The sequence below is a fragment of the Morganella sp. B601 genome, assembly GCF_051172335.1.
Lineage (GTDB): Bacteria > Pseudomonadota > Gammaproteobacteria > Enterobacterales > Enterobacteriaceae > Morganella > Morganella morganii.
In genome coordinates this window covers 12627-38693 of the sequence record NZ_JBPIZE010000011.1, presented here as the reverse complement: position 1 = coordinate 38693, position 26067 = coordinate 12627, and the positions used below count along the sequence as shown (strand labels likewise).

Annotated in this window: 25 protein-coding genes and 1 riboswitch; of the genes, 15 read left to right on the top strand and 10 right to left on the bottom strand. The window is 52.9% G+C overall.

Annotation, left to right across the window (positions count from 1 at the left end; genetic code table 11):
• The first annotated feature begins 486 nt into the window (after positions 1–486).
• Positions 487–2076 (top strand): bifunctional phosphoribosylaminoimidazolecarboxamide formyltransferase/IMP cyclohydrolase, encoded by a 1590-nt coding sequence (gene purH / locus ACSBQN_RS18820; RefSeq protein ID WP_024474619.1) that lies wholly within the window; start codon positions 487–489, stop codon positions 2074–2076.
• 16 nt (positions 2077–2092) lie between these two features.
• Positions 2093–3376, top strand: a complete 1284-nt coding sequence (purD, locus tag ACSBQN_RS18815; RefSeq protein ID WP_318668718.1) for a phosphoribosylamine--glycine ligase — start codon at positions 2093–2095, stop codon at positions 3374–3376.
• A 25-nt stretch (positions 3377–3401) separates the two neighbouring features.
• Here the strand turns inward: purD and ACSBQN_RS18810 are convergent, their stop codons facing one another.
• The 6 genes from ACSBQN_RS18810 to nudC all read right to left on the bottom strand — a co-directional run bounded on the left by ACSBQN_RS18810 (position 3402) and on the right by nudC (position 7869).
• Complete coding sequence (locus ACSBQN_RS18810; protein WP_227989303.1) at positions 3402–4061, bottom strand: DUF1481 domain-containing protein; 660 nt, start codon at positions 4059–4061, stop codon at positions 3402–3404.
• A gap of 44 nt (positions 4062–4105) precedes the next feature.
• Complete coding sequence (gene hupA / locus ACSBQN_RS18805) at positions 4106–4378, bottom strand: nucleoid-associated protein HU-alpha (RefSeq protein ID WP_004242271.1); 273 nt, start codon at positions 4376–4378, stop codon at positions 4106–4108.
• A gap of 182 nt (positions 4379–4560) precedes the next feature.
• Entirely contained in the window at positions 4561–5151 is a 591-nt protein-coding gene (locus tag ACSBQN_RS18800) for a YjaG family protein (protein WP_004242272.1), read from the bottom strand.
• A 6-nt stretch (positions 5152–5157) separates the two neighbouring features.
• Entirely contained in the window at positions 5158–5892 is a 735-nt protein-coding gene (nfi, locus tag ACSBQN_RS18795; protein WP_024474622.1) for a deoxyribonuclease V, read from the bottom strand.
• 34 nt (positions 5893–5926) lie between these two features.
• Positions 5927–6994 (bottom strand): uroporphyrinogen decarboxylase, encoded by a 1068-nt coding sequence (gene hemE / locus ACSBQN_RS18790; RefSeq protein WP_024474623.1) that lies wholly within the window; start codon positions 6992–6994, stop codon positions 5927–5929.
• A gap of 92 nt (positions 6995–7086) precedes the next feature.
• Positions 7087–7869 carry an NAD(+) diphosphatase gene (gene nudC / locus ACSBQN_RS18785; protein ID WP_029991326.1) on the bottom strand — a complete coding sequence of 261 codons (783 nt, stop codon included), beginning with the start codon at positions 7867–7869 and terminating at the stop codon, positions 7087–7089.
• Between the two features lie 200 nt (positions 7870–8069).
• On the opposite strand from nudC, the gene ACSBQN_RS18780 reads away from it, so the two are divergent.
• From ACSBQN_RS18780 to ACSBQN_RS18755, 6 genes are read left to right on the top strand one after another with little or no spacing between them, the layout of a single operon-like run.
• Positions 8070–9140, top strand: a complete 1071-nt coding sequence (locus ACSBQN_RS18780) for an ABC transporter substrate-binding protein (RefSeq protein ID WP_024474625.1) — start codon at positions 8070–8072, stop codon at positions 9138–9140.
• Positions 9141–9150: 10 nt separating this feature from the next.
• Complete coding sequence (locus ACSBQN_RS18775; protein WP_024474626.1) at positions 9151–9975, top strand: alkaline phosphatase family protein; 825 nt, start codon at positions 9151–9153, stop codon at positions 9973–9975.
• 22 nt (positions 9976–9997) lie between these two features.
• Positions 9998–10861, top strand: a complete 864-nt coding sequence (locus ACSBQN_RS18770; protein WP_227989304.1) for an ABC transporter permease — start codon at positions 9998–10000, stop codon at positions 10859–10861.
• A complete protein-coding gene (locus ACSBQN_RS18765) occupies positions 10848–11648 on the top strand; it encodes an ABC transporter permease (RefSeq protein WP_152697126.1) in 801 nt (266 codons plus the stop codon). Before ACSBQN_RS18770 ends, ACSBQN_RS18765 begins: the two co-directional genes overlap by 14 nt.
• A 10-nt stretch (positions 11649–11658) precedes the next feature.
• Positions 11659–12687, top strand: a complete 1029-nt coding sequence (locus ACSBQN_RS18760) for an ABC transporter ATP-binding protein (protein ID WP_024474629.1) — start codon at positions 11659–11661, stop codon at positions 12685–12687.
• A 9-nt stretch (positions 12688–12696) separates the two neighbouring features.
• A complete protein-coding gene (locus ACSBQN_RS18755) occupies positions 12697–13371 on the top strand; it encodes an HAD family hydrolase (RefSeq protein ID WP_024474630.1) in 675 nt (224 codons plus the stop codon).
• 67 nt (positions 13372–13438) lie between these two features.
• Here ACSBQN_RS18755 and ACSBQN_RS18750 read toward each other — a convergent pair whose 3' ends face one another.
• Complete coding sequence (locus ACSBQN_RS18750) at positions 13439–15016, bottom strand: methyl-accepting chemotaxis protein (protein ID WP_132275271.1); 1578 nt, start codon at positions 15014–15016, stop codon at positions 13439–13441.
• A 255-nt stretch (positions 15017–15271) separates the two neighbouring features.
• Positions 15272–15391: riboswitch (TPP riboswitch) on the top strand.
• A 141-nt stretch (positions 15392–15532) separates the two neighbouring features.
• Here ACSBQN_RS18750 and thiC point away from each other — a divergent pair.
• From thiC to thiH, 6 genes are read left to right on the top strand one after another with little or no spacing between them, the layout of a single operon-like run.
• Positions 15533–17482, top strand: coding sequence for a phosphomethylpyrimidine synthase ThiC (thiC, locus tag ACSBQN_RS18745; RefSeq protein WP_004242289.1), 1950 nt, complete (start codon positions 15533–15535; stop codon positions 17480–17482).
• Positions 17469–18134: a thiamine phosphate synthase gene (gene thiE / locus ACSBQN_RS18740; protein ID WP_024474633.1), complete on the top strand. Its 666-nt coding sequence runs from the start codon at positions 17469–17471 to the stop codon at positions 18132–18134. Before thiC ends, thiE begins: the two co-directional genes overlap by 14 nt.
• Positions 18124–18882 (top strand): HesA/MoeB/ThiF family protein, encoded by a 759-nt coding sequence (locus tag ACSBQN_RS18735; protein WP_036409154.1) that lies wholly within the window; start codon positions 18124–18126, stop codon positions 18880–18882. The genes thiE and ACSBQN_RS18735 overlap by 11 nt, the downstream gene beginning before the upstream one ends.
• Positions 18873–19073: a sulfur carrier protein ThiS gene (gene thiS, locus ACSBQN_RS18730; protein ID WP_004242293.1), complete on the top strand. Its 201-nt coding sequence runs from the start codon at positions 18873–18875 to the stop codon at positions 19071–19073. The genes ACSBQN_RS18735 and thiS overlap by 10 nt, the downstream gene beginning before the upstream one ends.
• A gap of 2 nt (positions 19074–19075) precedes the next feature.
• Positions 19076–19843 (top strand): thiazole synthase, encoded by a 768-nt coding sequence (locus ACSBQN_RS18725; RefSeq protein WP_036409151.1) that lies wholly within the window; start codon positions 19076–19078, stop codon positions 19841–19843.
• The gene (gene thiH / locus ACSBQN_RS18720) at positions 19843–20970 is read left to right on the top strand and encodes a 2-iminoacetate synthase ThiH (RefSeq protein WP_024474636.1); all 1128 of its coding nucleotides are present in this window, start codon (positions 19843–19845) and stop codon (positions 20968–20970) included. The genes ACSBQN_RS18725 and thiH overlap by 1 nt, the downstream gene beginning before the upstream one ends.
• A gap of 35 nt (positions 20971–21005) precedes the next feature.
• Here the strand turns inward: thiH and ACSBQN_RS18715 are convergent, their stop codons facing one another.
• Together ACSBQN_RS18715 and ACSBQN_RS18710 are read right to left on the bottom strand one after the other, a co-directional pair.
• Positions 21006–22442, bottom strand: a complete 1437-nt coding sequence (locus ACSBQN_RS18715) for an alanine/glycine:cation symporter family protein (RefSeq protein ID WP_004242299.1) — start codon at positions 22440–22442, stop codon at positions 21006–21008.
• Positions 22443–22456: 14 nt separating this feature from the next.
• A complete protein-coding gene (locus ACSBQN_RS18710; RefSeq protein WP_024474638.1) occupies positions 22457–23629 on the bottom strand; it encodes a trans-sulfuration enzyme family protein in 1173 nt (390 codons plus the stop codon).
• Positions 23630–23813: 184 nt separating this feature from the next.
• Here ACSBQN_RS18710 and ACSBQN_RS18705 point away from each other — a divergent pair, with 184 nt between their 5' ends.
• The gene (locus ACSBQN_RS18705) at positions 23814–24617 is read left to right on the top strand and encodes a MerR family transcriptional regulator (RefSeq protein ID WP_004242301.1); all 804 of its coding nucleotides are present in this window, start codon (positions 23814–23816) and stop codon (positions 24615–24617) included.
• Between the two features lie 67 nt (positions 24618–24684).
• Here ACSBQN_RS18705 and ACSBQN_RS18700 read toward each other — a convergent pair whose 3' ends face one another.
• Positions 24685–25998, bottom strand: coding sequence for a polysaccharide deacetylase family protein (locus ACSBQN_RS18700; RefSeq protein WP_024474639.1), 1314 nt, complete (start codon positions 25996–25998; stop codon positions 24685–24687).
• Between the last annotated feature and the right edge of the window lie 69 nt (positions 25999–26067).

Below are 26067 nucleotides of genomic sequence, written 5' to 3'. Positions count from 1 at the left end.
CTGCGAGTGCCCACACAGATTGTCTGATAAATTGTTAAAGAGCAGTTGCAACATTCGCTGCCGTTGCCGGTCTTCTGCGTTGTTGCGAGGCTGCGTATATTACGTTTCCAGCCCCTTTGAGTCAAGCAATAATTTCTTATCTGCCGTTCTCTTTTTTCCTGCCGGACCGCGTGTTAGCGCGTTGTTCCGTGTCAGTGGAGGTGCATTATAGGGAGTCGATTTCAGAAGACAAGTGTTAATTTTCGATTTTCTGACTGTTTGCTGCATTCCCCAGCAAAACCCCTGTTTATACCGGGTTACGCACAAAGTTATCCACAGATGGTAAAAAATCACAAAATTCACAAGCAACACGCAAACGTTTGCGTTACAATCTGCTGCATTCGTGTACCGTTGCTTTTTACTCCGGGTTTTGAAATCTTATGAGATACACCGATTTCACCTGCAACCTATTGTCATTTATTCGTTGAATTCAAGGGATCCAAACTCATGCAACAGCCTCGCCCTATCCGTCGCGCCCTGCTCAGTGTCTCTGACAAAACCGGCATTACTGAATTTGCTCAGGCTCTTTCCGCCCGTGGTGTTGAATTGTTATCAACCGGCGGTACTGCACGTCTGCTGGCTGACGCCGGTCTGCCGGTGACTGAAGTCTCCGATTACACCGGTTTCCCGGAAATGATGGACGGGCGTGTCAAAACCCTGCATCCGAAAGTACACGGCGGGATCCTCGGCCGCCGCGGCACCGATGATGAGATTATGGCGAAGCATCAGATTTCCGCTATTGATATGGTGGTTGTGAATCTTTATCCGTTTGCGGAGACCGTGGCAAAACCCGGCTGCACATTGGAAGACGCGGTTGAAAATATCGATATCGGCGGGCCGACCATGGTGCGCTCCGCCGCGAAGAACCATAAAGATGTGGCGATTGTGGTAAAAAGCAGTGACTACAGCAATATCATTGCCGAGATGGATGCCGGACAAAACAGCCTGAGTTTTGATACCCGTTTTGACCTCGCCATCAAAGCCTTTGAGCATACAGCTGCCTATGACAGCATGATCGCCAACTATTTCGGTCAGAAAGTAAAACCGTACTTCGGCGATACCACTCAGCCTTCCGGCCAGTTCCCGCGCACCCTGAATCTCAACTTTATTAAAAAACAGGATATGCGCTACGGCGAAAACAGTCATCAGAATGCCGCCTTCTATATAGAAGAGAATATTCAGGAAGCCTCCATCAGTACTGCTGTGCAGTTACAGGGCAAAGCCCTCTCTTATAATAATATTGCTGATACTGATGCAGCCCTTGAATGTGTGAAGCAGTTTGATAAACCAGCCTGTGTGATCGTCAAGCACGCCAACCCGTGTGGCGTGGCCGTTGCCGATAGCTTACTTACCGCCTATGACAATGCCTTCAAAACTGACCCGACCTCCGCATTCGGCGGTATTATCGCCTTTAACCGCGAACTGGATGCCAAAACGGCGGCAGAAATTATTGAACGCCAGTTTGTGGAAGTGATTATTGCCCCGTCCGTCGCGGAAGATGCGCTGCCGGTTCTCGCGGCAAAACAGAATGTCCGCGTGCTGACCTGCGGTCAGTGGCAGCATCCGGTTGCCGCCCTTGATTTCAAACGGGTGAACGGCGGTCTGCTGGTGCAGGATCGCGATCTCGGGATGGTCGGTGATACTGACCTGAAAGTGGTCAGCAAACGCCAGCCGACAGAGCAGGAACTGAAAGATGCCCTGTTCTGCTGGAAAGTGGCGAAGTTTGTTAAGTCCAATGCCATTGTTTATGCAAAGAATAATATGACCATCGGTGTGGGTGCCGGTCAGATGAGCCGTGTTTACTCCGCGAAAATTGCCGGCATCAAAGCCGGTGATGAAGGGCTGGAAGTGGCGGGATGCGCCATGGCATCCGATGCGTTCTTCCCGTTCCGTGATGGTATTGATGCGGCAGCTGCCGTTGGTATTACCTGCGTGATCCAGCCGGGTGGCTCTATCCGTGATGATGAAGTCATTGCGGCGGCAGATGAACACAATATCGCGATGATTTTCACCGGCATGCGCCATTTCCGTCATTAATACCCGGAGCTGACTTATGAATATCCTGATTATCGGTAATGGCGGACGCGAACACGCGCTGGCCTGGAAAGCCGCACAATCCCCGCTGGCAGCCAATGTTTATGTCGCGCCCGGTAATGCCGGTACCGCACAGGAACCAAACCTGACCAATGTGGATATCAGTGCGACAGATATTGACGGCCTGGTGGCCTTTGCCCGCGCCAATAATATCGGCCTGACCATTGTCGGCCCGGAAGCACCGCTGGTGATGGGTGTGGTTGATGCATTCAATGCCGCCGGTCTGACTATCTTCGGCCCGTCAAAAGGTGCCGCGCAGCTGGAAGGCTCCAAAGCATTCACCAAAGATTTTCTGGCGCGTCACCATATCCCGACGGCAGCCTATCAGAACTTTACTGAGGTTGAACCGGCACTGGCTTATCTGGACAAAACCGGAGCACCAGTGGTGATCAAAGCTGACGGCCTGGCGGCCGGTAAAGGCGTGATCGTCGCCATGACCCTGAAAGAAGCACAGGACGCGGTACATGACATGCTGGCCGGTAATGCTTTCGGCGATGCCGGGCACCGCATTGTGATTGAAGAGTTCCTGACCGGCGAAGAAGCCAGTTTTATAGTCATGGTGGACGGTAAAAATGTGGTGCCGATGGCGACCAGCCAGGATCACAAACGGGTCGGTGACAATGACACCGGGCCAAACACCGGCGGTATGGGCGCTTACTCCCCGGCACCAGTGGTGACCGATGCCGTTCATCAGCGGGTGATGGAAAAAGTGATTTACCCGACCGTTGAAGGTATGGCGGCGGAAGGTCACACCTATCAGGGTTTTTTATACGCCGGGCTGATGATTGATGAACACGGTGAGCCGAAAGTGATTGAATTCAACTGCCGCTTTGGTGACCCGGAAACCCAGCCGATTATGATGCGGTTACAATCAGACCTGGTTGAGCTCTGCCTTGCCGGTACGCAGGGAAAACTGGCCGGAAAAACCTCACAGTGGGATCCGCGTCCGGCGCTTGGTGTGGTGATGGCAGCCGGTGGTTATCCGGGTAATTACCGTAAAGGTGATGTAATCAGCGGACTGGATGTTCAGGAAGCAGACTGCAAAGTTTTCCAGGCCGGAACGGCGATGAAAGAAGGTGCGGTTGTGACTGACGGCGGCCGGGTGTTGTGTGTGACGGCACTGGGTGAGGATATTGCTCAGGCGCAGAAACAGGCTTATGCCGCACTGAAACATATTCACTGGGATGATGCATTTTGCCGCAGTGATATCGGCTACCGTGCTGTTGCCCGTCTGAATAAGTAAACCGCGTTAATACCCTGCGGGAGATTTACAGTGAATCTTCCGTAGGTTCCCATTTACAGAAGTTATCATTTGCCGCCAGCAGAATTTCCCGTCCTTCCGGTGAATCCAGCCATGCAATGTAGATAGGTGATGTGCTGCTGCGCTGACGCTTCGCCAGGAACTGTTCTGTTTCCGCATCAAATTCAATGTAGGATTTATTACCCTGACAATCCGTGACATAGCTGTCGCGCCACTGCCCCTGTTTCAGCCGGATATCACCGATCACCAGTGCACTGTTAAGTGTCAGCTGTCTGTCCGCCACAAAGGTCATCCGGGTGATTTCATCTGTGGTCAGCGGGGATTTATGCCCGTCTTTATCACGCTGCATAAAGATGGTATTGCCCTCGTGATCCAGCCGTATCTGTTCAGAAAAACCGTTATCGCCCAGATATTCTGTACGGATCTGCCAGAGCTGTCCTCTGCGGTATTCATAAACGGTGACGACGGTCTGTTGTCCGCTGCGGTAGGGACTGAAAACACTCATCAGGACACGGGGTTGGTTGTCGGCGTTGAGACGCCACATTCTGACAGCGCCGTCGTCCGCGATATAACCGGACGCACTGAAGGGAGGAAGGTCAGGCTGAACAGAGCAGGCGCTGAGCAATGAGCCAAAGCCCAGTGCAAGCAGCCCCTGTCTGATCAACAAAAGGGGACGAAATCCCCCTCTATCAATCTGTTTTTGCAACGCAATTATTTTACTGAGTCTTTCAGTGCTTTACCGGCAGTGAAAGCAGGCACGTTTGCTGCTGCAATTTTGATTTCTTTACCGGTCTGCGGGTTACGGCCAGTACGCTCTGCACGATGGTTAACTTTAAAAGTACCGAAGCCAACTAATTGTACAGCATCGCCTTCTTTCAGAGAGTCAGTGATGGCCGCCAGAGTTGATTCCAGCGCTGCTTTAGCTTGTGCTTTAGACAGCTCTGCTTTTTCTGCGATAGCATCAATCAATTGAGTCTTATTCATAAAATATCCTTACAGTGTGTTTATCGTTTGCAAAGCATCGAGTGCGTCGGATGTGCCTTTTGACAGCCCTGATACACGCGCCCCGATAGCCACTTCTTTTCGCCCCCCACTGTAGACCAGAGACGGGGCAATTGTGAAGCCTTTAACACCGGCATTTATAGGCTTAAATCACGTTTTTTGATTTAATCGCCTAAACTAACGCCAATATTGCTGATCCCCGCATCCCGGAGATCGGATTTCAAGCCTTTTATCAACTCAATATCGCGCTCTTCGCAGGCGGCCAATAAGCGGTAAATTTCCCACTGAATGTCCCACTCTTCTTCAACAGCGGGCAATTCATTTAATTCGTCGTCAGACATTTCGCGTCCGGCTTGTGTCATTTCCAGTACCGCGACAGTGCCGACTGAAATCTCACTGACCGCAATAGCATGCTCCAGTGTTTCCCCGCTCAGGCGGGTATGGATAAGCTCACTGAGTGCCGCGCAGGCATCAATCGCCGGATACACACCGTAGATATCATAGTCGTCCCCATCAGGGATGATGTCTTCCAGCTTTTCCAGCTGGTTATCAAAGTTCACTTTTGCGTCTTTGACAGTCAGGACTTCCCAGATGAGATCCAGAATACGCCGGTAAAGCGACGGATCAGTAAACCCGGTCTGCTGACAAAAAACGGCATAATTCGGGTACATTCTCTCGCACAGACAAGCCGTGAAGGTGAGATGCTGCCAGCTTTCCAGTTTTTCCAGCCGTAAGTGGATCGGGTTCTTTAACATTCCGCTTTACTCGTTACTCTGATGTGAGCCGCAGTTTACCTGAAAATCCGTGATATCCACATCTTTACGTGGAAAATCGGGAAATTTCTGTTTCAACCGGACAAAAAATGTTCGATTTGAGGCAATGCCATCAGCCCAGCGGGTCGGTTCAGGCAGGCGATAGCCGCGCGTCAGGGCTTTTACCCAGGTCAGTGCGGTGTCAATACTCATATGATGACCGGGTGAAATGAACAGCGGATTGCAGCGGTTTTTGCTGCGCCAGACCCAGCCGAGCGGCTCACCTTTGTCTGTCAGCAGCGACTGTGCACCGGCCTCTTCCGCCAGCGGTTCAAACGTGCCGCATAACCGGCTTTTGGCCACACCAATGGCGGGTAAATCCAGCAGCACCCCGAGATGCCCGGCAACGCCGAGACGGCGCGGATGAGCGCGACCCTGGCCGTCCACCAGTACCAGGTCCGGTTTTAAGGTCAGTTTCTCCCATGCGGCAAGTGCGGCGGGGATTTCACGGAAGGAAAGCAGCCCCGGAATATAGGGCAGTTGGGTGGGAATGCGGGCGGTCTGATACTCCGCCACCTCCAGTTCAGGCCAGGTGAGGATCACCACAGCAGCCCGGGTGACGTCCCCCCCGTCCTCAAAGCCGATATCCACCCCTGCGATATAGCGGGGATTAAGCGGCACATCCTGCAGACTGACCAGCTGTGCCAGTTCTGTCTGCCGGGCTTTCAGGGCGCGGGTGTCGATGGCTGTCATGGTGACCTCCGTGGTCTGTCAGTGATCAGCCCTGATGATATTTGGCTGACAGGCGGTGAACAGATTCAACGAATGCACCGGCATGTTCAGGCGGAACATCCTGGTGGATGCCGTGTCCGAGGTTGAACACATGCCCTTCGCCCTGACCAAAACCGGCGAGGATAGATGCCACTTCTGCTTCGATACGGGCAGGTGATGCATAGAGCATGGACGGATCCATATTGCCCTGTAACGCCACTTTATTACCGACCCGGCGGCGGGCATCCGCGATATCTGTGGTCCAGTCGAGCCCCAGCGCATCACAGCCGGTTTCCGCCATCGCTTCCAGCCACTGTCCGCCGCCTTTGGTGAACAGCGTGACCGGCACACGGCGACCGTCATTTTCGCGGATCAGGCCATCGACAATCTTGTGCATGTAATTGAGTGAAAACTCACGGTAATCACGCCCGGTCAGCACGCCGCCCCAGGTGTCGAAAATCATCACGGATTGTGCACCGGCTTTAATCTGCGCGTTAAGATAGAGGATCACGCTGTCCGCCAGTTTATCCAGCAGCAGGTGCAGGGTCTGCGGTTCGGCGTACATCATCTTTTTGATTTTGGTAAAGGCTTTGCTGCTGCCGCCTTCCACCATATAGGTTGCCAGTGTCCACGGGCTGCCGGAGAAACCAATCAGCGGCACATCGCCGTTCAGGGCTTTGCGGATGGCGCGCACGGCATTCATGACATAACCGAGTTCCTGCTCCGGATCCGGCACCGGCAGTTTTTCAACATCGCGGGCATTCTGGATCGGATGCACAAAGCGCGGCCCTTCGCCGGTTTCAAAATAGAGCCCGAGGCCCATCGCATCAGGAATGGTGAGAATATCGGAAAAGAGAATGGCCGCATCCAGCGGAAAACGACGCAGCGGCTGCAGAGTCACTTCGCAGGCCAGTTCGGTGTTTTTGCACAGCGCCATAAAATCCCCCGCCTGTTCGCGGGTGGCTTTATATTCAGGCAGATAACGCCCGGCCTGGCGCATCATCCACACGGGGGTGACATCCACCGGCTGACGCAGTAATGCCCGCAGATAGCGGTCGTTTTTCAGTTCACTCATGACAGACTCCAAAAAGTTGTTGGCCGCGTAACGTATTGACGTCCTGAATAAAACCCATTGTAGCACGCCTGCCGCCCGGGGTCAGGGCGGTGTTACGCGTCTTCGTCATCCTGACGGCACAATGCGACTGTATCTTCTATCAGACGGCGGGCGATGGTATCCGGCGGCGGAATAACCGGCAGATTATCATAGCGGTACCAGTCTGCACTGAGCAGCTCTGACGGATCGTGATGAATTTCACCATCCGCATAATCCGCCAGGAATCCCATCATCAGCGAGTGCGGGAACGGCCACGGCTGCGAGGAGACATAACGGATATTCTGAATCTCAATCCGGCTCTCTTCCATCACCTCACGGGCAACGGCTTCTTCCAGGGTTTCGCCGACTTCGACAAACCCGGCGAGCACGGTAAACAGCGGCGCGCTTTTGTGGCGGCGGTGCTGTGCCAGCAGAATAGAGTCATGACGGCGGATGCCGACAATAATACACGGCGCTATCTGCGGATAGTAACGCTCGCGGCAGCTGTCACACAGACACGCCCACTCACTTTCACTGTATTTCATCGCCGCACCGCAGTAGCCGCAATAACGGTGCGAGCGGTAGAACTCCGCCAGCTGCACGCCGCGTCCGGCCATTTTGAAGAGGTCATCATTCTCTGCGGCAATAATGCGCGGCGAACACATATCGGAACGCATTTTTTCGCGGATCAGCCAGACCGGCAGTCCCTGCCACTCCCCGATACGCACCGCCGGTTTCCCGGTCAGCATCCATTGTGCCGCACTGCCCTCCGGCAGTTGTCCTTCCGGCAGCCAGACGCGGTTATCCGCGCTGATAACCCAGTAGCCGGTTTCATTGCCCGTTAAAATCTGCTGCATAATAGAGACATCATGTTAATGAAATAATAATGGATTAAATCATACTCCGTTTGCGGGGAGAATACTCAGCATAACGGGGCATGCATTTCCCTGTCACCCGGCTGTCAGAAAAGTGTCACACGGGTGTCAGTTGCCTGTCACAAACGCGTCATACCCTAGCCTCACCACTGATACTGAATCAGTTAACTGACGAGGGTTTTATGACACGTTTTCCTGCTGCCAAAATATTGCTGACCGCCGTTGCTGTTTCCGCCTCTTTCTCTGCGTTCTCTGCCGGGCAAAACACCATTCCTGAAGAACTGATTGCCGCCGCCAAAAAAGAGGGGGTGGTTTACAGTGTCGGGATGCCGGATACCTGGGCCAACTGGAAAGGCACCTGGGCTGATCTTGAAAAACTCTACGGCATCCGCCATCAGGATACCGATATGAGCTCTGCTCAGGAAATTGCCAAATTCGCCGCTGAAAAAAGTAATGCCACCGCAGATATCGGGGATGTGGGCGCCGCCTTCGGCCCTGTCGCCGTTCAGAAAGATGTGGTGCAGCCTTATAAACCAACCACCTGGGATCAGATCCCGGACTGGGCAAAAGATAAAGACGGTAACTGGGCGCTGGCCTATACCGGCACCATTGCATTCATCATCAATAATGACCTTGTCAAAGAACAGCCGAAAAGCTGGGCTGATCTGCGCAACGGTAACTACCGTGTGACTATCGGTGATGTCGGTATCGCGGCACAGGCTAACAGCGGCGTGCTGTCTGCGGCCTTTGCCCTTGGCGGTAATGAAACCAACATTCAGCCGGCGATTGAGTTGTTTGCCGATCTCGCCAAACAGAAACGTTTATCCCTGAATGACCCGAGCGTGGCCAACCTGGAGAAAGGGGAAGTGGAAGTGGCGGTAATGTGGGATTTCAACGCCCTTAACTACCGCGATCAGATTGACGCCAAACGCTTTACCGTGGTGATCCCGTCTGACGGCTCTGTCACCTCCGGTTACACCACCATCATCAACAAATATGCGAAAAACCCGAACACCGCCAAGCTGGCCCGTGAGTTTATCTTCAGTGATAAAGGACAGCTCAACCTGGCCGAAGGTTATGCCCGCCCTATCCGCGCAGCACACCTGGCCCTGCCGGACGATATCAAAGCCAAACTGCTGCCTGAATCCCAGTACAGCAAAGCCAAACCGATTACCGATTTTGACGGCTGGGAAAAAACCTCCCGCCAGTTGCCGAAACTGTGGCAGCAGAACGTTATCATCAACATGAATTAACGGAATGACAATGAATAACCCAGTTATCCTGGTTGTTCTGGATGGCTTAAACTACCGCACAGCCCATGACTGCATGGGCTTTATGCAGGGGTTAGCTGAATCCGGGGACGCCACACTGTACCGCCTGAGCTGTGAACTGCCCTCGCTCTCCCGCCCGCTTTATGAATGTATTCTGACCGGCGTGCGCCCGGTTGACAGCGGCGTGGTGCACAATCAGGTGGTGCGCCTGTCACACAACGACAGTATTTTCTCCCTCGCACAAAAAGCCGGAAAAACCACCGCTGCCGCCGCTTATCACTGGGTCAGTGAGCTGTATAACCGCGCCCCGTTTGATGCAGTCCGTGACCGTTTCACCCACGATGATTCGCTTGCGATACAACACGGCTGTTTTTATCAGGCGGATCACTATCCGGATGATCATTTATTCCTCGATGCGGAATATTTACGCCGTCAATACCACCCCGACTTCCTGCTTATTCACCCGATGAATATTGACGATGCCGGTCATAAATCCGGCGGGGATTCACAGCAATACCGCAACAGTACCCGCCGTGCAGACGGCCTGCTCTCCGCGTATCTGCCCGGCTGGCTGGAAGCCGGTTATCAGGTGCTGGTGACCAGTGATCACGGCATGAATAATGATCGCTCACACGGCGGGATTTTGGATGAAGAGCGTGCGGTGCCGCTGTTTGTTATTGGTGATGCCTTCTCTCATGAGGCAGACCTCCCGGTACAGCAGACACAACTGTGCGGCACCATCTGCCGGTTACTCGGCCTGAGCGGACACAACAAAGCCGCTGTACCGCGCCTGCTGCGGGAGACGCAACATGGCTGATATTCTGCCGGAGCTGACCGCGATGAAAAGTAAGCAACATACCAGCCCTCTGTCACGCCGTCTGCCGCTGAAACCGATGCTGTTACTGCTCCCTGCCGCGCTGCTGTTCGCGCTTTTCCAGCTTGCGCCGATGTTATGGGTGATTATCAACAGCTTCGTGTATGAAGATGCCTGGTCATTCGGTAACTTTACCGAAATCTTCAGCAGCCCTTTTTATATTCAGTCCTTTGAAAACACCCTGTGGATTTCCGGGGTATCGTCAGTCGGCGGGCTGATCCTCGCCGCACTGTTTGCCGCCTCCTTACAGCACGCCCCGCCGCGTCCGCGCCGCTGGCTGATCGCTTTCACCAATATGACCGGCAATTTCAGCGGTGTGCCGCTGGCGTTTGCTTTCATCATCATTCTCGGCGTCAACGGCGCCATCACCCTGCAGTTGAAAGCCTGGGGGGTGATTGAGGATTTCAATCTCTACAGCGCCGCCGGGCTGATGCTGATTTACCTCTATTTTCAGATCCCGCTGGGGATCCTGCTGCTCTATCCGGCGTTTGATGCCCTGAAACCGGAGTGGGAGGATGCTGCCAAAACTATGGGAGCCGGCCGCCCGGCCTACTGGCGCTATGTCGCACTGCCGGTGCTCTCTCCGGCGCTGCTCGGTACCTTTATCATTCTGTTTGCCAATGCCGCCGGGGCTTATGCCTCCACCTATGCGCTGACCACCGGGAACTACAATATGGTGACCATCCGTATCGCCAGCCTGGTGTCCGGCGACCTGTTCCTGGAGCCGAATATGGCAGCGGCACTTTCTGTCCTGCTGATGGTTATCCTCGGATTCATCACTGTTGTCTATCACTGGCTGCTGAAACGGAGTTACCATGCCAAGTGCTGATCTCACACTCAATCCGCCGTACATGGCGCGTTATCACAAAATCATGCTCAGCCTGATTGTGATCCTGCTGCTGTTACCGATTATCGCGACGCTGCTGTATTCCTTCTCCACCCGCTGGGGTGCCACGGTGCTGCCGGACGGCCTGACATTACAGTGGTATCTGAAGCTGTGGCAGGATCCGCGTTTTCTTGCCGCGTTCGGCCGTTCACTGTTTATCTGCTTTGTCACCCTTGCCATCAGCACCCTGGTGATCCTGCCGCTGGTGTTTGCCGTATTTTATTACTTCCCGCGGCTGAAAGGGCTGATGGAGATCCTGATTATTCTGCCGTTCGCCGTGCCGCCGGTGGTCTCCTCCGTCGGACTGCTGCAGCTGTTTGCTGACGGGCCGCTGCCGATTGCCGGTACGCCGTGGATCCTGATCGGTACCTATTTCACCATCACCCTGCCGTTTATGTACCGGGCGCTGGCCAACAGCCTGAACGGCGTGCCGCTGAAAGATTTACTGGATGCCGCTCATCTGCTCGGCGCAGGTACTTTTAAGGCGTTTCTGCTGGTGGTGGTGCCAAATATCCGCAAAGGGCTGCTGGTGTCGCTGCTGATCGCCTTCTCCTTCCTGTTCGGCGAGTTTGTATTTGCCAATATCCTGGTCGGCACCCGTTACGAAACCCTGCAAATCTATCTCTATAACATGCGCCAGACCAGCGGGCACTTCACCTCCGCACTGGTGGCTAGCTACTTTATTTTCACCCTGATCCTGACCCTGATCGCGACACGCCTGAGCCGCTGAGGAATCACTGATGAGCTATGTAATTGCTGAAAACCTGACAAAATCCTTTGCTGCCACCCCGGTCTTTTCCGGTCTGAATTTTTCTGTCAGCAAAGGGGAATTTATTACCCTGCTCGGCCCGAGCGGCTGCGGTAAATCTACCCTGCTGCGTTGTCTCGCCGGGCTGGAGCCTGTCAATGACGGAAGAATTTATGTGAATAAACAGGATATTACTTTATCTCCGCCACAACAGCGGGAAATCGGTATGGTGTTTCAGAGCTATGCGCTGTTCCCGAATATGACCACTGAACGCAACATTGCCTTCGGCCTGAAGATGCAGAAAGTCCCGGCGGATGAACAGCGCAAAGCTGTTGCAGAGGTGATTGAGCTGGTGGGGCTGAAAGGAAAAGAACAGCATCTGCCGCATCAGCTTTCCGGCGGCCAGCGGCAGCGTGTGGCACTGGCACGGGCACTGGTGATGAAACCGCGCATTCTGCTGCTGGATGAACCGCTCTCCGCGCTGGATGCGCAAATCCGCAAACATCTGCGCCAGCAAATCCGTCAGATCCAGCGCGAGCTGAATCTCACCACCATTTTTGTCACCCACGACCAGGAAGAAGCGATGCTGATGTCTGACCGTATCTTCCTGATGAACAAGGGCGAAATCGTGCAGAGCGATACAGCCGAAAACCTCTACACCCAGCCCGCCAATGAGTTTGTCGCGCGTTTTATGGGGCATTACAATCTGGTCAGTGCGCACAACGCCAACAGCCTGCTCGGCCTGAATCTCAGCGGTATTGTGGCGATCCGCCCGGAGTCTATTTATGTGCGCGAGGCCGGAAGACAGTACGGGGAACACATTTCTCACCCGGTTTCAGGTACAATCCGTGACAGTCAGTTACTGGGCAATATTATCCGTTATCAGGTGGATACCGGGCTGGGCGCACTGACCGTGGATCTGCTGAACCGCTCCTCAGAGCGGCTGTTTGAACAGGGCACTCAGTTGGAGCTGATGTTCAATAAAAATGAAATCCGCGCCCTTGCCCCGTCAGTTAATTAAAGGAACGTCATGTCAACATTAGCGGTTTTCGACCTCGATCACACCTTAATCGCTGCAGACAGCAGCCTGTTATGGACAGACTACCTGTGGGAAAAAGGCATTATCACTGATCCTGCCTTTCTTGCCGCAGATAAGCAGATGATGGCGGATTACAGCGCCGGTAAGCTGGATATGGCCGCGTATATGGCCTTCAGCCTGAAGGCGCTGGGTAATGCCACCGTTGCACAGATTGATGAATGGGTGGCTGATTTTACCGAAAGCAAAGTGCGCCCGCTGGTCTACCCGGATGCGGTCAAAACCCTCGCGTTTTATAAAGAACACGGCGTGCCGGTGATCATCATTTCTGCCACCGCCGATTTTATTGTCAAACCGGTGGCGAAGATGCTGGGTGTGAATCTGGCGTTTGGTATCGAACTGGAAGTCCGGGATGATCACTACACCGGCGCATTGCAGGGGATCACCACCTTCCGGGAAGGGAAAGTGGAAAAACTGGCTAACTTTCTGGATATTCGTCAGTTTTTACCGGAACGTACGATTTTTTATACCGATTCCGCCAACGATTTACCCCTGTGCCGCTATGCCACGGATGTGCTGACGGTCAACGCCGACCCGGTATTGAAGGCAGAAGCAGAAAAACAGGGATGGATGCAGCTGACGTGGTCATTGGACACAATAAACAGCTGATCTTCCTCCCCGTCACTGATAAATATGATACCCGCTGCCGGAGGTACGGCAGCGGGTATCAGCCGGATCAGGCGGCGCTGCTTCCCAGTCTGAATTGAGTCATAACCTGCATGAGCTGACCCGCCTGCTGATGCAGGCTTTCCGCTGCCGCGGCATTTTCAACCACCAGCGCGGCATTCTGCTGTGTGACTTCATCAATCTGCTGTACAGCAATTCCGACCTGCGAAATTCCCTGAGACTGCTCATTTGCCGCCAGTGTCAGCTCGTCAATCATCTGACTGACACCCTGTGTCTGAGTGACAATCACCTGCATCGACTCACCGGCTTCTGCCACCAGTTTACTGCCTGCATCCACCTGCTCAACACTGGTGTTAATCAGATTTTTTATTTCACCGGCAGCCTGTGCACTCCGCTGTGCCAGTGTCCGGACTTCGCCGGATACCACAGCAAAACCGCGACCATGTTCACCGGCACGAGCGGCTTCCACCGCCGCGTTCAGTGCAAGGATATTAGTCTGGAATGCGATGGAATCAATCACACCGATAATGTCAGTGATTGTCCGTGAAGAGTTTGAAATATCCTGCATGGCATGAATAACCAAATCCACTTTCTCACCACCGTGACGGGCGGTTTCGGACGCTTCTGCTGCCATCATGTTTGCTTTTGCCGCAATCTCCGCACTGCTTTTCACCGTGGCAGATAACTGTTCCATTGAAGCAGCTGTCTGCTGCAGACTGCTGGCCTGGGATTCAGTACGCTGGCTCAGATCAGCATTACCGCTCGTTATCTGCATTGTGCCGGTCACAATACTGTCACTGTTATTACGTACCGTACCGACGATACCGGCCAGATTCCTCTGCATTGCTTTCAGGGTACTCAGCACACTACCGTCCGGAACCGGATGAATTTCATCGGACGGCGACAGATCACCGGAGGCCACCCGTTCAGCCACTTCTTTCAGTTGGGCGGGTTCGGCGCCCAGAGAGCGTGTCAGATTGCGGATAATCATCACCCCGGAGACAATCGCCAGCGTTAACGCCAGCAGCGCGAACACCAGAATAATGTTGCTCTGACGCTCATAATTGGTATTAAATTCCTGAATAAGCTGATTGCCGGTTTCCGTGCCGTGATCCCGGCTGGCTCGGAATGACAGGATATAGGCATCCGATGCCGCATATTCGGCATCCATCATTTTCGCAATCGCCTCCTCATGCCGTCCCTGCTGATCGAGTTCAAGCACTTCCCGGGTCACGGCGGCATAGTGTTTTTCATCCGCTATCATCTTATCAAGCAACGCCCGCCCCTGCGGATCCATGCCGAACTCATTGACCATATCCAGCAGTGTCTGCGTTCTTTTACTGACTTTCCCGTCTTCTTCTTTAAAACGGTTCAGTTCTTCTGTTTTATCTTTCTTATCAGTCGCATTGATCATATCCCGCAGCATGATAGCCCGCTCTTCCGTCGCATGGCGGACTTCATACGCCTGAACCTGAAGTGCATATGTCCCGTTAACGTAATTCGTGAACATCTCTTTGTCTTTATACAGGTTCATCACCGCCATTCCGGAAACCAGCGCCAGAATGGCGATCAGAACACCAAATGTGACAGATAACCTGACACGAATCGTCGTATTTTTAAGATTCATCTTTTTTCCTGATGCAGAAAGCAATCAATAAGGCCAATAAATAACCAATTGTTTTTTCTTAATATGCCGTAATAAGGCACGCCGACAAAAAACATCGGCAACTGACCGGAAATTATCAGTTTTAATTTAATTTTTTTTATCTTTAGCCGCAGCGGCGTAACCGCTGAATATCAGGGAGGATGACCGGGAATGCTTCAGGTAAATAAATGATGTTATAAAAAGGTTGTAGTTTCCGGGCAGCTTCTTATACTGAAATCTTTCTTGTCGGAGTGCCCAGCATTTATCCCCGTGATAAATCGGGCTGAGACCGTTAATTCGGGATCCGCGGAACCTGATCGGGTTAGTACCCGCGAAGGGAACAAGAGTAATCTTTCCTTTTTTAACCGCTGTTTTCAGCCGCCGCAATGCGGTTTTTGGGTACAGCCGGTTATCACGCATTACTCCTGACGCACCTCCAGACAAGCAATTTCTCACTTTTTCTTCCGGTTTTGCCGGTTTCACTGTAAGGAATTTGCTATGTCCCGTGAACAACGTATTGATACCACTGATCTCTCCCCGGGTGCGGAAACCGCCGCTCCTTCCAAAGCCCGTACCCGCCGTGAGCAGCGCGACGCGGCAGAGGAATATATCAGCACCCTGAAAGGGGTGAATTTCCCGAACTCCTCCCGTATTTATCTCACCGGCTCGCGCCCGGATATCCGCGTACCGATGCGGGAAATTGCCCTGTCCCCGACCCTGATCGGCGGTGATAAAGCCAATCCGCAGTATGAAGAGAATGAGCCGGTACCGGTTTATGATACCGCCGGGCCGTACGGCGACCCGCAGGTGAAACTGGATGTCCGTGCCGGTCTTGCCCGTCTGCGTGAGCAATGGGTTGCAGAGCGGGGTGATACCGAAGCGGTGACACACCTGAGCTCTGATTTCACCCGTGACCGGCTGGCCGATAACGGTCTTGACCATCTGCGCTATCCAAACCGCCCGGCACCGCTGAAAGCCAAAACCGGAAAATGCGTGACACAATTGCATTATGCCCGGAAAGGGATTGTGACCCCGGAGATGGAGTTTATCGCCATCCGCGAAAATATGGGACGTGAACGCATCCGGGGCGAAGTTCTGCTGCAACAGCATCCGGGACAGCATTTCGGTGCCAATCTGCCGGATAACATCACTCCGGAGTTTGTCCGCGATGAAGTCGCTGCCGGACGCGCCATTATCCCGTCCAATATTAACCACCCGGAATCCGAACCGATGATTATCGGCCGCAATTTCCTGGTGAAAGTGAATGCCAATATCGGCAACTCCTCTGTTACCTCCTCCATTGAGGAAGAAGTGGAGAAACTGGTCTGGTCCACCCGCTGGGGCGCGGATACGGTGATGGATCTCTCCACCGGCCGCTATATTCACGAAACCCGTGAGTGGATCCTGCGTAACAGCCCGGTGCCTATCGGTACCGTACCGGTGTATCAGGCACTCGAGAAAGTAAACGGTGTGGCCGAGGATCTGACCTGGGAGATGTTCCGCGATACCCTGCTGGAGCAGGCGGAACAGGGGGTGGATTACTTCACTATCCACGCCGGTGTCCTGCTGCGCTATGTGCCGATGACCGCAAAACGCCTGACCGGCATTGTGTCACGCGGCGGCTCAATTATGGCGAAATGGTGTCTGTCCCATCATCAGGAAAACTTCCTCTATCAGCACTTCCGTGACATCTGTGAAATCTGCGCGGCGTATGACGTGGCGCTGTCGCTCGGTGATGGTCTGCGTCCGGGCTCTATTCAGGATGCCAACGACGAAGCCCAGTTCGCTGAACTGCATACTCTCGGCGAGCTGACCAAAATCGCGTGGGAATATGATGTACAGGTGATGATTGAAGGTCCGGGCCATGTGCCGATGCAGATGATCCGCAAAAACATGACCGAAGAACTGGAACACTGCCATGAAGCGCCGTTCTACACCCTGGGACCGCTGACCACCGATATCGCCCCGGGCTATGACCATTTCACATCCGGTATCGGCGCGGCACTGATCGGCTGGTTCGGCTGTGCCATGCTCTGTTATGTGACACCGAAAGAGCACCTCGGCTTACCAAATAAAGAAGATGTTAAACAAGGGCTTATCACCTATAAAATCGCCGCGCATGCCGCCGATCTCGCCAAAGGACATCCGGGAGCACAAATCCGCGATAACGCGATGTCAAAAGCGCGTTTCGAGTTCCGCTGGGAAGATCAGTTCAATCTGGCGCTGGATCCGGAAACCGCCCGGACTTACCACGATGAAACCCTGCCGCAGGCATCCGGAAAAGTCGCGCATTTCTGTTCAATGTGCGGGCCGAAATTCTGCTCAATGAAAATCTCACAGGAAGTCCGCGACTACGCCGCCGGGATGGAAGAGATGTCTGACGCTTTCCGCGCCAAAGGCAGCGAGCTGTATCACAGCGCAGAGGAGCGTATCGATGAATCTGCCTGACGCACCGTTTGCCCGGACGGAACATAAGTTAGGGCTGTATCCGGTGGTCGATTCGCTAATATGGATTGAGCGGCTGCTGGCATCCGGCGTGCGGACAATTCAGTTGCGCATCAAGGACAAAACCGATCCACAGGTGGATGAGCAGATCTGTACCGCTGTTGCGCTGGGGAAAAAATATCAGGCGCGGCTGTTTATCAATGACTACTGGCGCCTTGCCATAAAGCACGGTGCGTATGGTGTGCATCTCGGCCAGGAAGATCTGGATATTGCTGACTTGCGGGCGATTCAGCAGGCCGGTCTGCGCCTCGGGATTTCCACCCACGATGATACCGAATTGCAGCGCGCCAAAGCGCTGCATCCGTCCTATATTGCGCTGGGGCATATTTTCCCGACACAAACCAAAATCATGCCCTCTTCCCCGCAGGGACTGGAAAACTTAGCCCGCCAGGTTGCGGTCACGCCGGATTTCCCGCTGGTCGCCATCGGCGGTATTTCCCTTGAACGCGCTCCTGCCGTGATCGCCACCGGCGTCGGCAGTATTGCGGTGGTCAGCGCCATCACCAAAGCCGCTGACTGGCAGGCTGTCACCCGGCAGTTGATGACACTGACCGGGGAAGCCGCTGAATATCAGGAGGTTAACCATGCTGAATGATCATGATTTTATGCGCTACAGCCGCCAGCTGCTGCTGGAGGATATCGGCCCTGAAGGTCAGCTGAAACTCAAACAGTCTCATGCGGTGATCACCGGCCTCGGCGGACTGGGTTCACCGGCGGCGCTGTATCTGGCCGCCGCCGGTGTCGGTGAGCTGACCCTGATTGATGATGATGAGGTACATCTATCCAACCTCCAGCGCCAGATTTTATATACCGAAGCCGATGTACCGGACAATAAAGCCCGCACTGCGGCAGCACGTCTGCGGGCGCTGAACCCTGCCCTGACACTCAATGTGATCACCGAACGTCAGACCCGGGAAACGCTGCAACATATTGTACAAGCAGCAGATATTGTCCTCGACTGTACCGACAACATGGCCACCCGCCATGCTATCAATGCTGCCTGCGTGACACAGCAAAAAACCCTGGTCAGCGGCAGTGCGGTTGGTTTCAGCGGACAGCTTCTGGTACTGCAGCCCCCGTTTGAGCACGGCTGTTACTGCTGCCTCTATCCGGACGATGTCATTCCGGAACGCAACTGCCGCACTGCCGGTGTGCTCGGCCCGGTTGTCGGGGTGATCGGCACACTCCAGGCGCTGGAAGCCATTAAACTGCTGGCCGGATTGTCTTCCCCGCTGAACGGAAAATTACGCCTTTTCGACGGCAGACAGCAAAGCTGGAGCACTTTACAGCTCCGGCGGGCAGCAGACTGCCCGGTGTGTCAGGAGGCAGCCGCATGCGCATAACGGTGAATGACGAGGTGATGGATATTGATTCCCCCGTCACCGTCAGTGAACTGCTGACATTTCTCGGCCGCCCGGTGGCAGGCATTGCTGTCGCGGTAAATCAGACCATCGTTGTCCGTGGCTGCTGGTCAGAACACGTTGTCCGCGACGGCGATCAGATTTTACTTTTTCAGGCTATCGCAGGAGGTTAATGATGCTGACGATTGCAGATACCACATTTACATCCCATTTATTTACCGGCACCGGGAAATACACCAGCAGCCGGGTGATGCAGGAAGCGATTGCCGCCTCCGGCAGCCAGTTAGTCACCATGGCGATGAAGCGTATCGATCTTTCTCAGGGGCACGATGATATCCTTGCTCCGCTCCGTGAACTCGGTATTAAACTGCTGCCGAATACTTCCGGTGCAAACAATGCCCGGGAAGCGGTGTTTGCCGCACAGCTGGCGCGGGAAGCGCTCGGCACCAACTGGATCAAGCTGGAGATCCACCCCGATGCCCGTTATCTGCTGCCGGACCCGGTTGAAACCCTGGCTGCGGCAGAAATACTGGTGAAAGAAGGGTTTGTTGTTCTGCCTTACTGCAGTGCAGATCCTGTATTATGCCGCCGGTTGCAGGAGGCCGGATGCGCCGCCGTTATGCCGCTGGGTGCGCCTATCGGCTCCAATCAGGGATTACAGACCCGCGATATGCTGCGCATTATTATTGAGCAGGCAACGGTTCCGGTAGTGATTGATGCCGGGATTGGCGCACCAAGCCACGCCCTCGAGGCGATAGAACTGGGCGCGGATGCTGTGCTGGTCAATACCGCGATGGCCGTTGCCCGCTCACCGGTCACCATGGCAAAAGCATTCCGTCAGGCCATTGAGGCCGGGCTGCTGGCGCGGGAGGCCGAGCTGGCACCGAAGCAGCAACAGGCATCGGCATCCAGCCCGCTGACCTCATTCCTGGGAGCATTGTGATGAGTGAAAAAACCTTCAGTGACCGCTGGCAGCAGCTGGACTGGGATGATCTCACCTTACAGCTCAACAGCAAAACCACGCGGGATGTCGAACGGGCGCTGAGTGCAGACACGCTGACCACCACGGATTTTATGGCACTGATCTCCCCGGCCGCCCGGCCGTATCTCGAAGTGATGGCGCAGAAAGCACAGACTCTGACCCGGCAGCGTTTCGGCCATGTCGTCGGGATGTATGTCCCGCTCTATCTCTCTAACCTGTGTGCCAACGACTGCACTTACTGCGGCTTCTCCATGAGCAACCACATTAAGCGTAAAACCCTGACACCGGAAGAAATCCATACCGAATGTAAGGCAATAAAAGCCCTCGGCTTTGACAGTCTGCTGCTGGTCACCGGCGAACATCAGCGCAAAGTGGGGATGGACTACTTCCGCGAAACCTTCCCGCTGATCCGCGATTATTTCAGCACCATGATGATGGAAGTGCAGCCGATGGCGACAGAGGAATACGCCGAACTGCGCACGCTGGGGCTGGATGGGGTGATGGTGTATCAGGAAACCTACCATGAGAGCACCTATCAGCGGCACCATCTGAAAGGGAAAAAACAGGATTTTCACTGGCGGCTGCAAACCCCGGATCGCCTTGGTCAGGCCGGGATCAGCAAGATCGGGCTCGGCGCGCTGATCGGCCTGTCCGGTCAGTGGCGGACGGACTGTTATATGGTCGCGGAGCATCTGCACTATTTGCGCCAGCGCTACTGGAAAACCCGTTATTCCATCTCTTTCCCGCGTCTGCGTCCGTGTGCAGGCGGTATTGAGCCGGAATCTCTGATGAATGAAGCGGAGCTGGTGCAGCTTATCTGTGCATTCCGCCTGTTCGCACCGGATATTGAGCTGTCACTCTCCACCCGCGAATCACCGTATTTCCGTGATCATATGGTGCCGGTGGCGATAAACCAGGTCAGCGCCGGTTCCCGCACTCAGCCCGGCGGCTATGCCGAAGAGGATGATCCGGAACTGGAGCAGTTCAGCCCGCATGACAACCGCTCGCCGCAGCAGGTCGCGGATGCCCTGCTCGCCGCCGGTCTTCAGCCGGTCTGGAAGGACTGGGACAAATATCTGGGAAGATAAGGAAAGAAAGGCCGGTGAATACCGGCCTGATTTTTTTATTCTATCCGCTTACAGTAAGTCACCGGCGGCACATCCTGTCCGGCATTTTTCGCCGGAATATAGCGATCCCAGAAATCATTAAATAACCGGAAAATCTCTTTCCGCCGGCTCAGTATTAATGTCATAGTGATCAGCACATAAACCGCACTCAGAATATCGGTCAGCGCCCATAAAATATCGGCCTGAAGGTTAGTGAATAACACAATCGGCGCCAGGTAATAAACCCGGTACAGATTCTTCGCGATTTTATTGGCTCTGGTGTCCCCGAAGAAAAAGTTCACCGCTTTCTCACAGGTAAAATACATACCGATGGTCGTGGTACAGGCCAGCAGGGTAATAAATATCGCCATAAACCAGCTGCCCGCATCACCGTATGTCACTTTAAATGCCAGCGTGGTCAGGCGTGATGAGGTAATACCGGCGTAATCCACCCAGACATTGGTGGTCAGAATAGCCAGCGCCGTGACGGTACAGATAATAATGGTCAGGAAAACCTCGCCGAAACCCCAGCTGGACTGACGGATCGGGTGATCGGTTGTTGCCGCCGCATGTGCCACAATACCGTAGCCGGTTCCGGCATCATTGGAATAAATCCCCCTGGCGATCCCGAAACGGATGGCTTCCATCACGGTTGCCCCGGCAAATCCGCCGACACCGGCAGCCGGTGAAAAGGCCGATTTAAAGATCAGCGCAAATGCAGGCAGAATCTGATCATAATTCATCACCAGCAGAATAACGGCAACGGTCAGATACGTGATCGCCAGTTTCGGCACCACACTTTCCATTTTGGAGGAAATACCTTTTAACCCGCCGATAATGACACTGGCAATAAAAATAACCATCACCAGCAATGTCAGGTAACTGTCGACATTAAACGCTTCTTCGATAGAGGACGTCGCGGATTCACTCTGCACCAGACAGGTCCACGGCCCTAGCATAAAACAGCACACCGACAAAGCAACCGCACCTTTTTTCCAGCCCAGTGCATGTTCCATCACAAATGAGCGGTCACAGACATACTCATCCATCGATTTTTCATATTTGACGCGGTAACGCTGGCCGAGAATAATTTCACAGGCTTTGGTCGCAATCCCGAAAAAAGCAGAAAACCAGAGCCAGAATATCGCGCCCGGCCCGCCCATCGTAATAGCGGTTGCCACCCCGCCGATACTGCCGATACCCACGGTATTCGCCAGCGCGGTACAGGCAGCGGCAAAACTGGATACCGAGCCCGCCCCCTGAATCTGTTCACCGGCATTTTTTTTCTTAAATAATCCGCCGTAGGTATTTTTAATATTAAAACGAAAATTCAGCTGGTATTTAAACCGGAATTTAATGGTCAGCCAGATACCAAGACTGACTAATAAAACCGGCATCGGATAAGTCCAGATAAAATCTGAAAACTGATTAATAATATTAAGAATCGTGTCCATAGTGAGTATCCGGTTTAATTAAACACATCAAGTGCCTGAGTAATATCAGCAATTAAATCTTCGGCAGCTTCGCATCCGGCAGAAATACGGATAAGCCCTTCGTGCATACCAAAATCAATCAGCTGCTGCGGTGTAAATTCAGTGCGGAATGCGGTTGCCGGATGCGCCAGAGAGGTGCGGAATCCGCCCAGCGTGCCCAGATAAGTAATAAGATTTAAACGACGGATAAAAGCATCGACTTTTGTCTGGTCATCAGCGACGCGAAAACTGAGCATCGGGCCACAGCCCTGCAGAAACAGAGATTTCGCTAAATCATGCTGAGGATGTGACGCCAGGCCCGGATAATTCACCTGTACCACACGCGGGTCACCGCTGAGTGCTTCCGCAATACGCTGTGCATTTTCCATCTGGCGCGATACCCGCATTTCCATTGTCCGGATGCTGCGCAGACAGAGCCAGGCCGTATAAGGATCACTGCATCCTCCCAGCAGGCGGGCTTTCAGCTCAATTTTCTGCATCAGTGCCTGTGAGCAGGTTACCGAGCCGGCGGTTAAATCACTGTGGCCCCCGAAAAATTTGGTCAGGCTGTGGATCACGATATCCGCGCCGTGCTGTAAGGGCTTTATGACAAACGGGGTTGAAAAGGTATTATCCACCACCAGCAGGCAATCATTCGCCCGGCTGATACCGGCAATGGCATCGATATCGACCACTTTAATCAGCGGGTTACTGATAATTTCGGTATACAGCATCACCGTTTCCGGCCGGATGGCGGACTGTACCGACTCCGGTGACAGAAAATCCGCATAGGTTACTGTTACCCCCAGCGGAACCAGAATTAAATCAATCAGTTCGATGGTTTCGCCGTAAATAGCCTCATTCACGACAAGATGGTCGCCCTGTCTGAGCAGGCTCAGCAGTGTTGCTGAGATTGCTGCCATCCCGGAGGCCATAACGGCAGAGACTTCTCCGTCTTCCATCAGTGAAATCGCGGCAGATAAGCTGTCCCGGTTCGGGTTTGCGGTACGGTTATACTGATACTCACCATTGCCGCTGCTGACCGCAAAATAGTGCTGCGTATCCTGCATGGCATAGGCGGTAGCCGGAAAAATAGCGGGCGCATCCGGATGAATATGACCCGGTAAATTCATTTCCCCTGAATACAATAGCTGTGTGCGTTCTTTCATTTTTTATCCTGCTTTTTTAACAATAAATAACAATGCGCACACCCTAAACCTTATAGCTGGAATAAGGTTAAATCCGTAATTCAGGTTATGAGAAGATAATCACAAAATTATTTCCCCGGGAAATAGTATGTTAATTTTAAATCTGATAATTTAAATAAAAGTAATTATTTTACAGGCAGCAATCATGAAGAAATATTTTACTATCGGGGAAACTGCCGCGCTATTAGGCGTTTCAACGCAGACACTGCGTTTTTATGATAAAAAATCCATTCTCAAACCAGGTTATACGGATAATGAAAACGGATACCGTTATTATACATTTGAACAATTTCATTATATCGACAGAATTAAATATCTTCAGAAAATGAATATGAGCCTGAGTGATATTAAAACTATTATGGAAAGTGGCGATAAAAATAAATTGACCGAATATTTAATCCAGGAAAAATCACGTAAATTACAGCAGATGGCAGAATTAAAAAAGACCATTGAAACGCTGGACTGGTATCTGGATTACTTTACCTTCACTGATAATAAACCGCGCAACGGGGCTTTTTATACCACCGAATTACCGGAACGCTGGTGTCTGTTTGTTCCCTGTTATCCGGCAGATCGCCCGATTTCAAAAATGGAACTGCGGCTGGCTGAAATGAAAGCCAGACCGGAAAATCAGTCCCTCGATTATCTGCGGCAATACGCCTATGTGCTGGATTATAAAAACATTATTGAGCAAACCTTCTACCCGTCGAAATACCTGATTTACCTGAAAGAGAAACCGGATTTTGATTCTCCTAACCTGGTATGTTTACCGGCCGGATTTTATCTTTGCTGTATCTGTCATTATCTCAGTGAAAATATCGATGCTGAAATGGTGAAACGTTATTTCCACGGAAAAGAAAAACCACGGATGGTTATTGCTAATGAGTTTGAAGATAACCTGGTCAGTTATGAATCTGCCCCTTATGAACTGCAATTTCTGATTTCATAATATACACAAAAAAAAATGGCCTGATAATGGTTATTATCAGGCCATGAGTTGTTATATAAAAACGGGATTATCTGTCGACAACAATATCCTTATTCACCACTTCCGGACCACTGTTGCCAATCATGGTAGCAAATTTCTCAATCGGGTCGGTACGCAGTGCATACAGACGTTTCAGCGCATACGGATTATCACCGAGGCGAACTTTCCCCTGAATGGTGGTGACGGCCATCGTCATACCGGCCTGCTGTGCTGCATCCATCGCATCCTGATTATATGCCCCGAAAGGATATGCCAGGTAATGCTGTTCAGGGTTCAGTTTCGCCAGCACGCGCTGCGAACGCTGGTAATCCAGCAGGATCGTGTGCTCCTTGCGGCTGAAAATAATCGGGTTTTTGCGGTTATCCAGTCGATGTAAAAAATGCGTATGTGACTGAATATCAAACACATCCCGTGACTGCATCAGCTCTGGCCAGCACATAAACTGCAAGCCGTCCGGTGCCCATTTCTGCGGCTTTGATTTCACCCGCGAGGAAATCACAAACAGTGTGGCTTTCTGATCATTCTGCTTCAGGATCGGATATGCATAGCGGTAAACCGATTTCAGGCCATCGTCGAACGTCAGCGCCACCACTTTACCCGGCAGGTTATTTTCCTTCGCCAGATAACCGGCCACGTCATCAAGGGAAATCGTCCGGTAACCGGCCTGCTTCAGATAATCCATCTGCGCCTTAAAGGCTTCAACGGATGTGGTGGTCGAGGTATGGCGGAAGTTCCTGTTTTCACTGTCTTTCAGGATATGGTGATATGTCAGAATCGGGATCCCTTTATCCAGCTCCACATCCGATAAACGGATATACGCCAGTCTGTCCGCCAGGCGGATAGTCAGCCAGACAATTTTTTCACCTTCCCGGTTTTCCCTGACCATTTTGGCCAGCACCGGATAACGCAGGTCACCAAACAGGGTGGCAACCGGAGATTTAGATTCATCCGGCGTGCCAAACACATTGGTGTTGCTGATGGTTATCAGATAATCATAAATCGGATTATTGAGTTCATTCAGTGTATCCAGCGGCGGCACGACCTTAGGTTTTTTATCTGACAGCTGTTCACTGCCGATAAAACCGCGATCATTGCCAAACTGTAATTCACGGAACTCGCCCTTCATCGGATAAATATAAAAACCGTGTGACGGGTTCAGTTCCGCAACCCCCTGCATCACACCGGCGATCGGTGCGAAAATCACCTGCGGCTCTTTTACCTGGATCAGTACCGGCGGTTCATCTTTCAGTAACCATTCCTGAGAATCAGAAGGCACTTCTGCCGCCCGGCTGACACCGGCGACAGAAAATAAAATCATAAAAATAAACAATACGTTGCGCATAATATGCCCGTTTACCTGGTGTACTGCACAAAAAAGCCCCCCTTAAAAAAGGAGGGCTGTTCAGTCAGT

What these genes read in the sequence shown, in the direction of transcription:
- thiS (WP_004242293.1), top strand. Translation starts at nt 18,873, where the DNA reads ATGCGCATAACGGTGAATGACGAGGTGATGGATATTGATTCCCCCGTC.
- ACSBQN_RS18710 (WP_024474638.1), bottom strand. Translation starts at nt 23,629, where the DNA reads ATGAAAGAACGCACACAGCTATTGTATTCAGGGGAAATGAATTTACCG.
- purD (WP_318668718.1), top strand. Translation starts at nt 2,093, where the DNA reads ATGAATATCCTGATTATCGGTAATGGCGGACGCGAACACGCGCTGGCC.
- ACSBQN_RS18760 (WP_024474629.1), top strand. Translation starts at nt 11,659, where the DNA reads ATGAGCTATGTAATTGCTGAAAACCTGACAAAATCCTTTGCTGCCACC.
- thiE (WP_024474633.1), top strand. Translation starts at nt 17,469, where the DNA reads ATGAATCTGCCTGACGCACCGTTTGCCCGGACGGAACATAAGTTAGGG.
- ACSBQN_RS18800 (WP_004242272.1), bottom strand. Translation starts at nt 5,151, where the DNA reads ATGTTAAAGAACCCGATCCACTTACGGCTGGAAAAACTGGAAAGCTGG.
- ACSBQN_RS18725 (WP_036409151.1), top strand. Translation starts at nt 19,076, where the DNA reads ATGCTGACGATTGCAGATACCACATTTACATCCCATTTATTTACCGGC.
- ACSBQN_RS18775 (WP_024474626.1), top strand. Translation starts at nt 9,151, where the DNA reads ATGAATAACCCAGTTATCCTGGTTGTTCTGGATGGCTTAAACTACCGC.
- nudC (WP_029991326.1), bottom strand. Translation starts at nt 7,869, where the DNA reads ATGCAGCAGATTTTAACGGGCAATGAAACCGGCTACTGGGTTATCAGC.
- ACSBQN_RS18780 (WP_024474625.1), top strand. Translation starts at nt 8,070, where the DNA reads ATGACACGTTTTCCTGCTGCCAAAATATTGCTGACCGCCGTTGCTGTT.
- purH (WP_024474619.1), top strand. Translation starts at nt 487, where the DNA reads ATGCAACAGCCTCGCCCTATCCGTCGCGCCCTGCTCAGTGTCTCTGAC.
- hupA (WP_004242271.1), bottom strand. Translation starts at nt 4,378, where the DNA reads ATGAATAAGACTCAATTGATTGATGCTATCGCAGAAAAAGCAGAGCTG.
- ACSBQN_RS18700 (WP_024474639.1), bottom strand. Translation starts at nt 25,998, where the DNA reads ATGCGCAACGTATTGTTTATTTTTATGATTTTATTTTCTGTCGCCGGT.
- thiH (WP_024474636.1), top strand. Translation starts at nt 19,843, where the DNA reads ATGAGTGAAAAAACCTTCAGTGACCGCTGGCAGCAGCTGGACTGGGAT.
- ACSBQN_RS18705 (WP_004242301.1), top strand. Translation starts at nt 23,814, where the DNA reads ATGAAGAAATATTTTACTATCGGGGAAACTGCCGCGCTATTAGGCGTT.
- thiC (WP_004242289.1), top strand. Translation starts at nt 15,533, where the DNA reads ATGTCCCGTGAACAACGTATTGATACCACTGATCTCTCCCCGGGTGCG.
- ACSBQN_RS18715 (WP_004242299.1), bottom strand. Translation starts at nt 22,442, where the DNA reads ATGGACACGATTCTTAATATTATTAATCAGTTTTCAGATTTTATCTGG.
- ACSBQN_RS18750 (WP_132275271.1), bottom strand. Translation starts at nt 15,016, where the DNA reads ATGAATCTTAAAAATACGACGATTCGTGTCAGGTTATCTGTCACATTT.
- hemE (WP_024474623.1), bottom strand. Translation starts at nt 6,994, where the DNA reads ATGAGTGAACTGAAAAACGACCGCTATCTGCGGGCATTACTGCGTCAG.
- ACSBQN_RS18770 (WP_227989304.1), top strand. Translation starts at nt 9,998, where the DNA reads ATGAAAAGTAAGCAACATACCAGCCCTCTGTCACGCCGTCTGCCGCTG.
- ACSBQN_RS18755 (WP_024474630.1), top strand. Translation starts at nt 12,697, where the DNA reads ATGTCAACATTAGCGGTTTTCGACCTCGATCACACCTTAATCGCTGCA.
- ACSBQN_RS18765 (WP_152697126.1), top strand. Translation starts at nt 10,848, where the DNA reads ATGCCAAGTGCTGATCTCACACTCAATCCGCCGTACATGGCGCGTTAT.
- ACSBQN_RS18735 (WP_036409154.1), top strand. Translation starts at nt 18,124, where the DNA reads ATGCTGAATGATCATGATTTTATGCGCTACAGCCGCCAGCTGCTGCTG.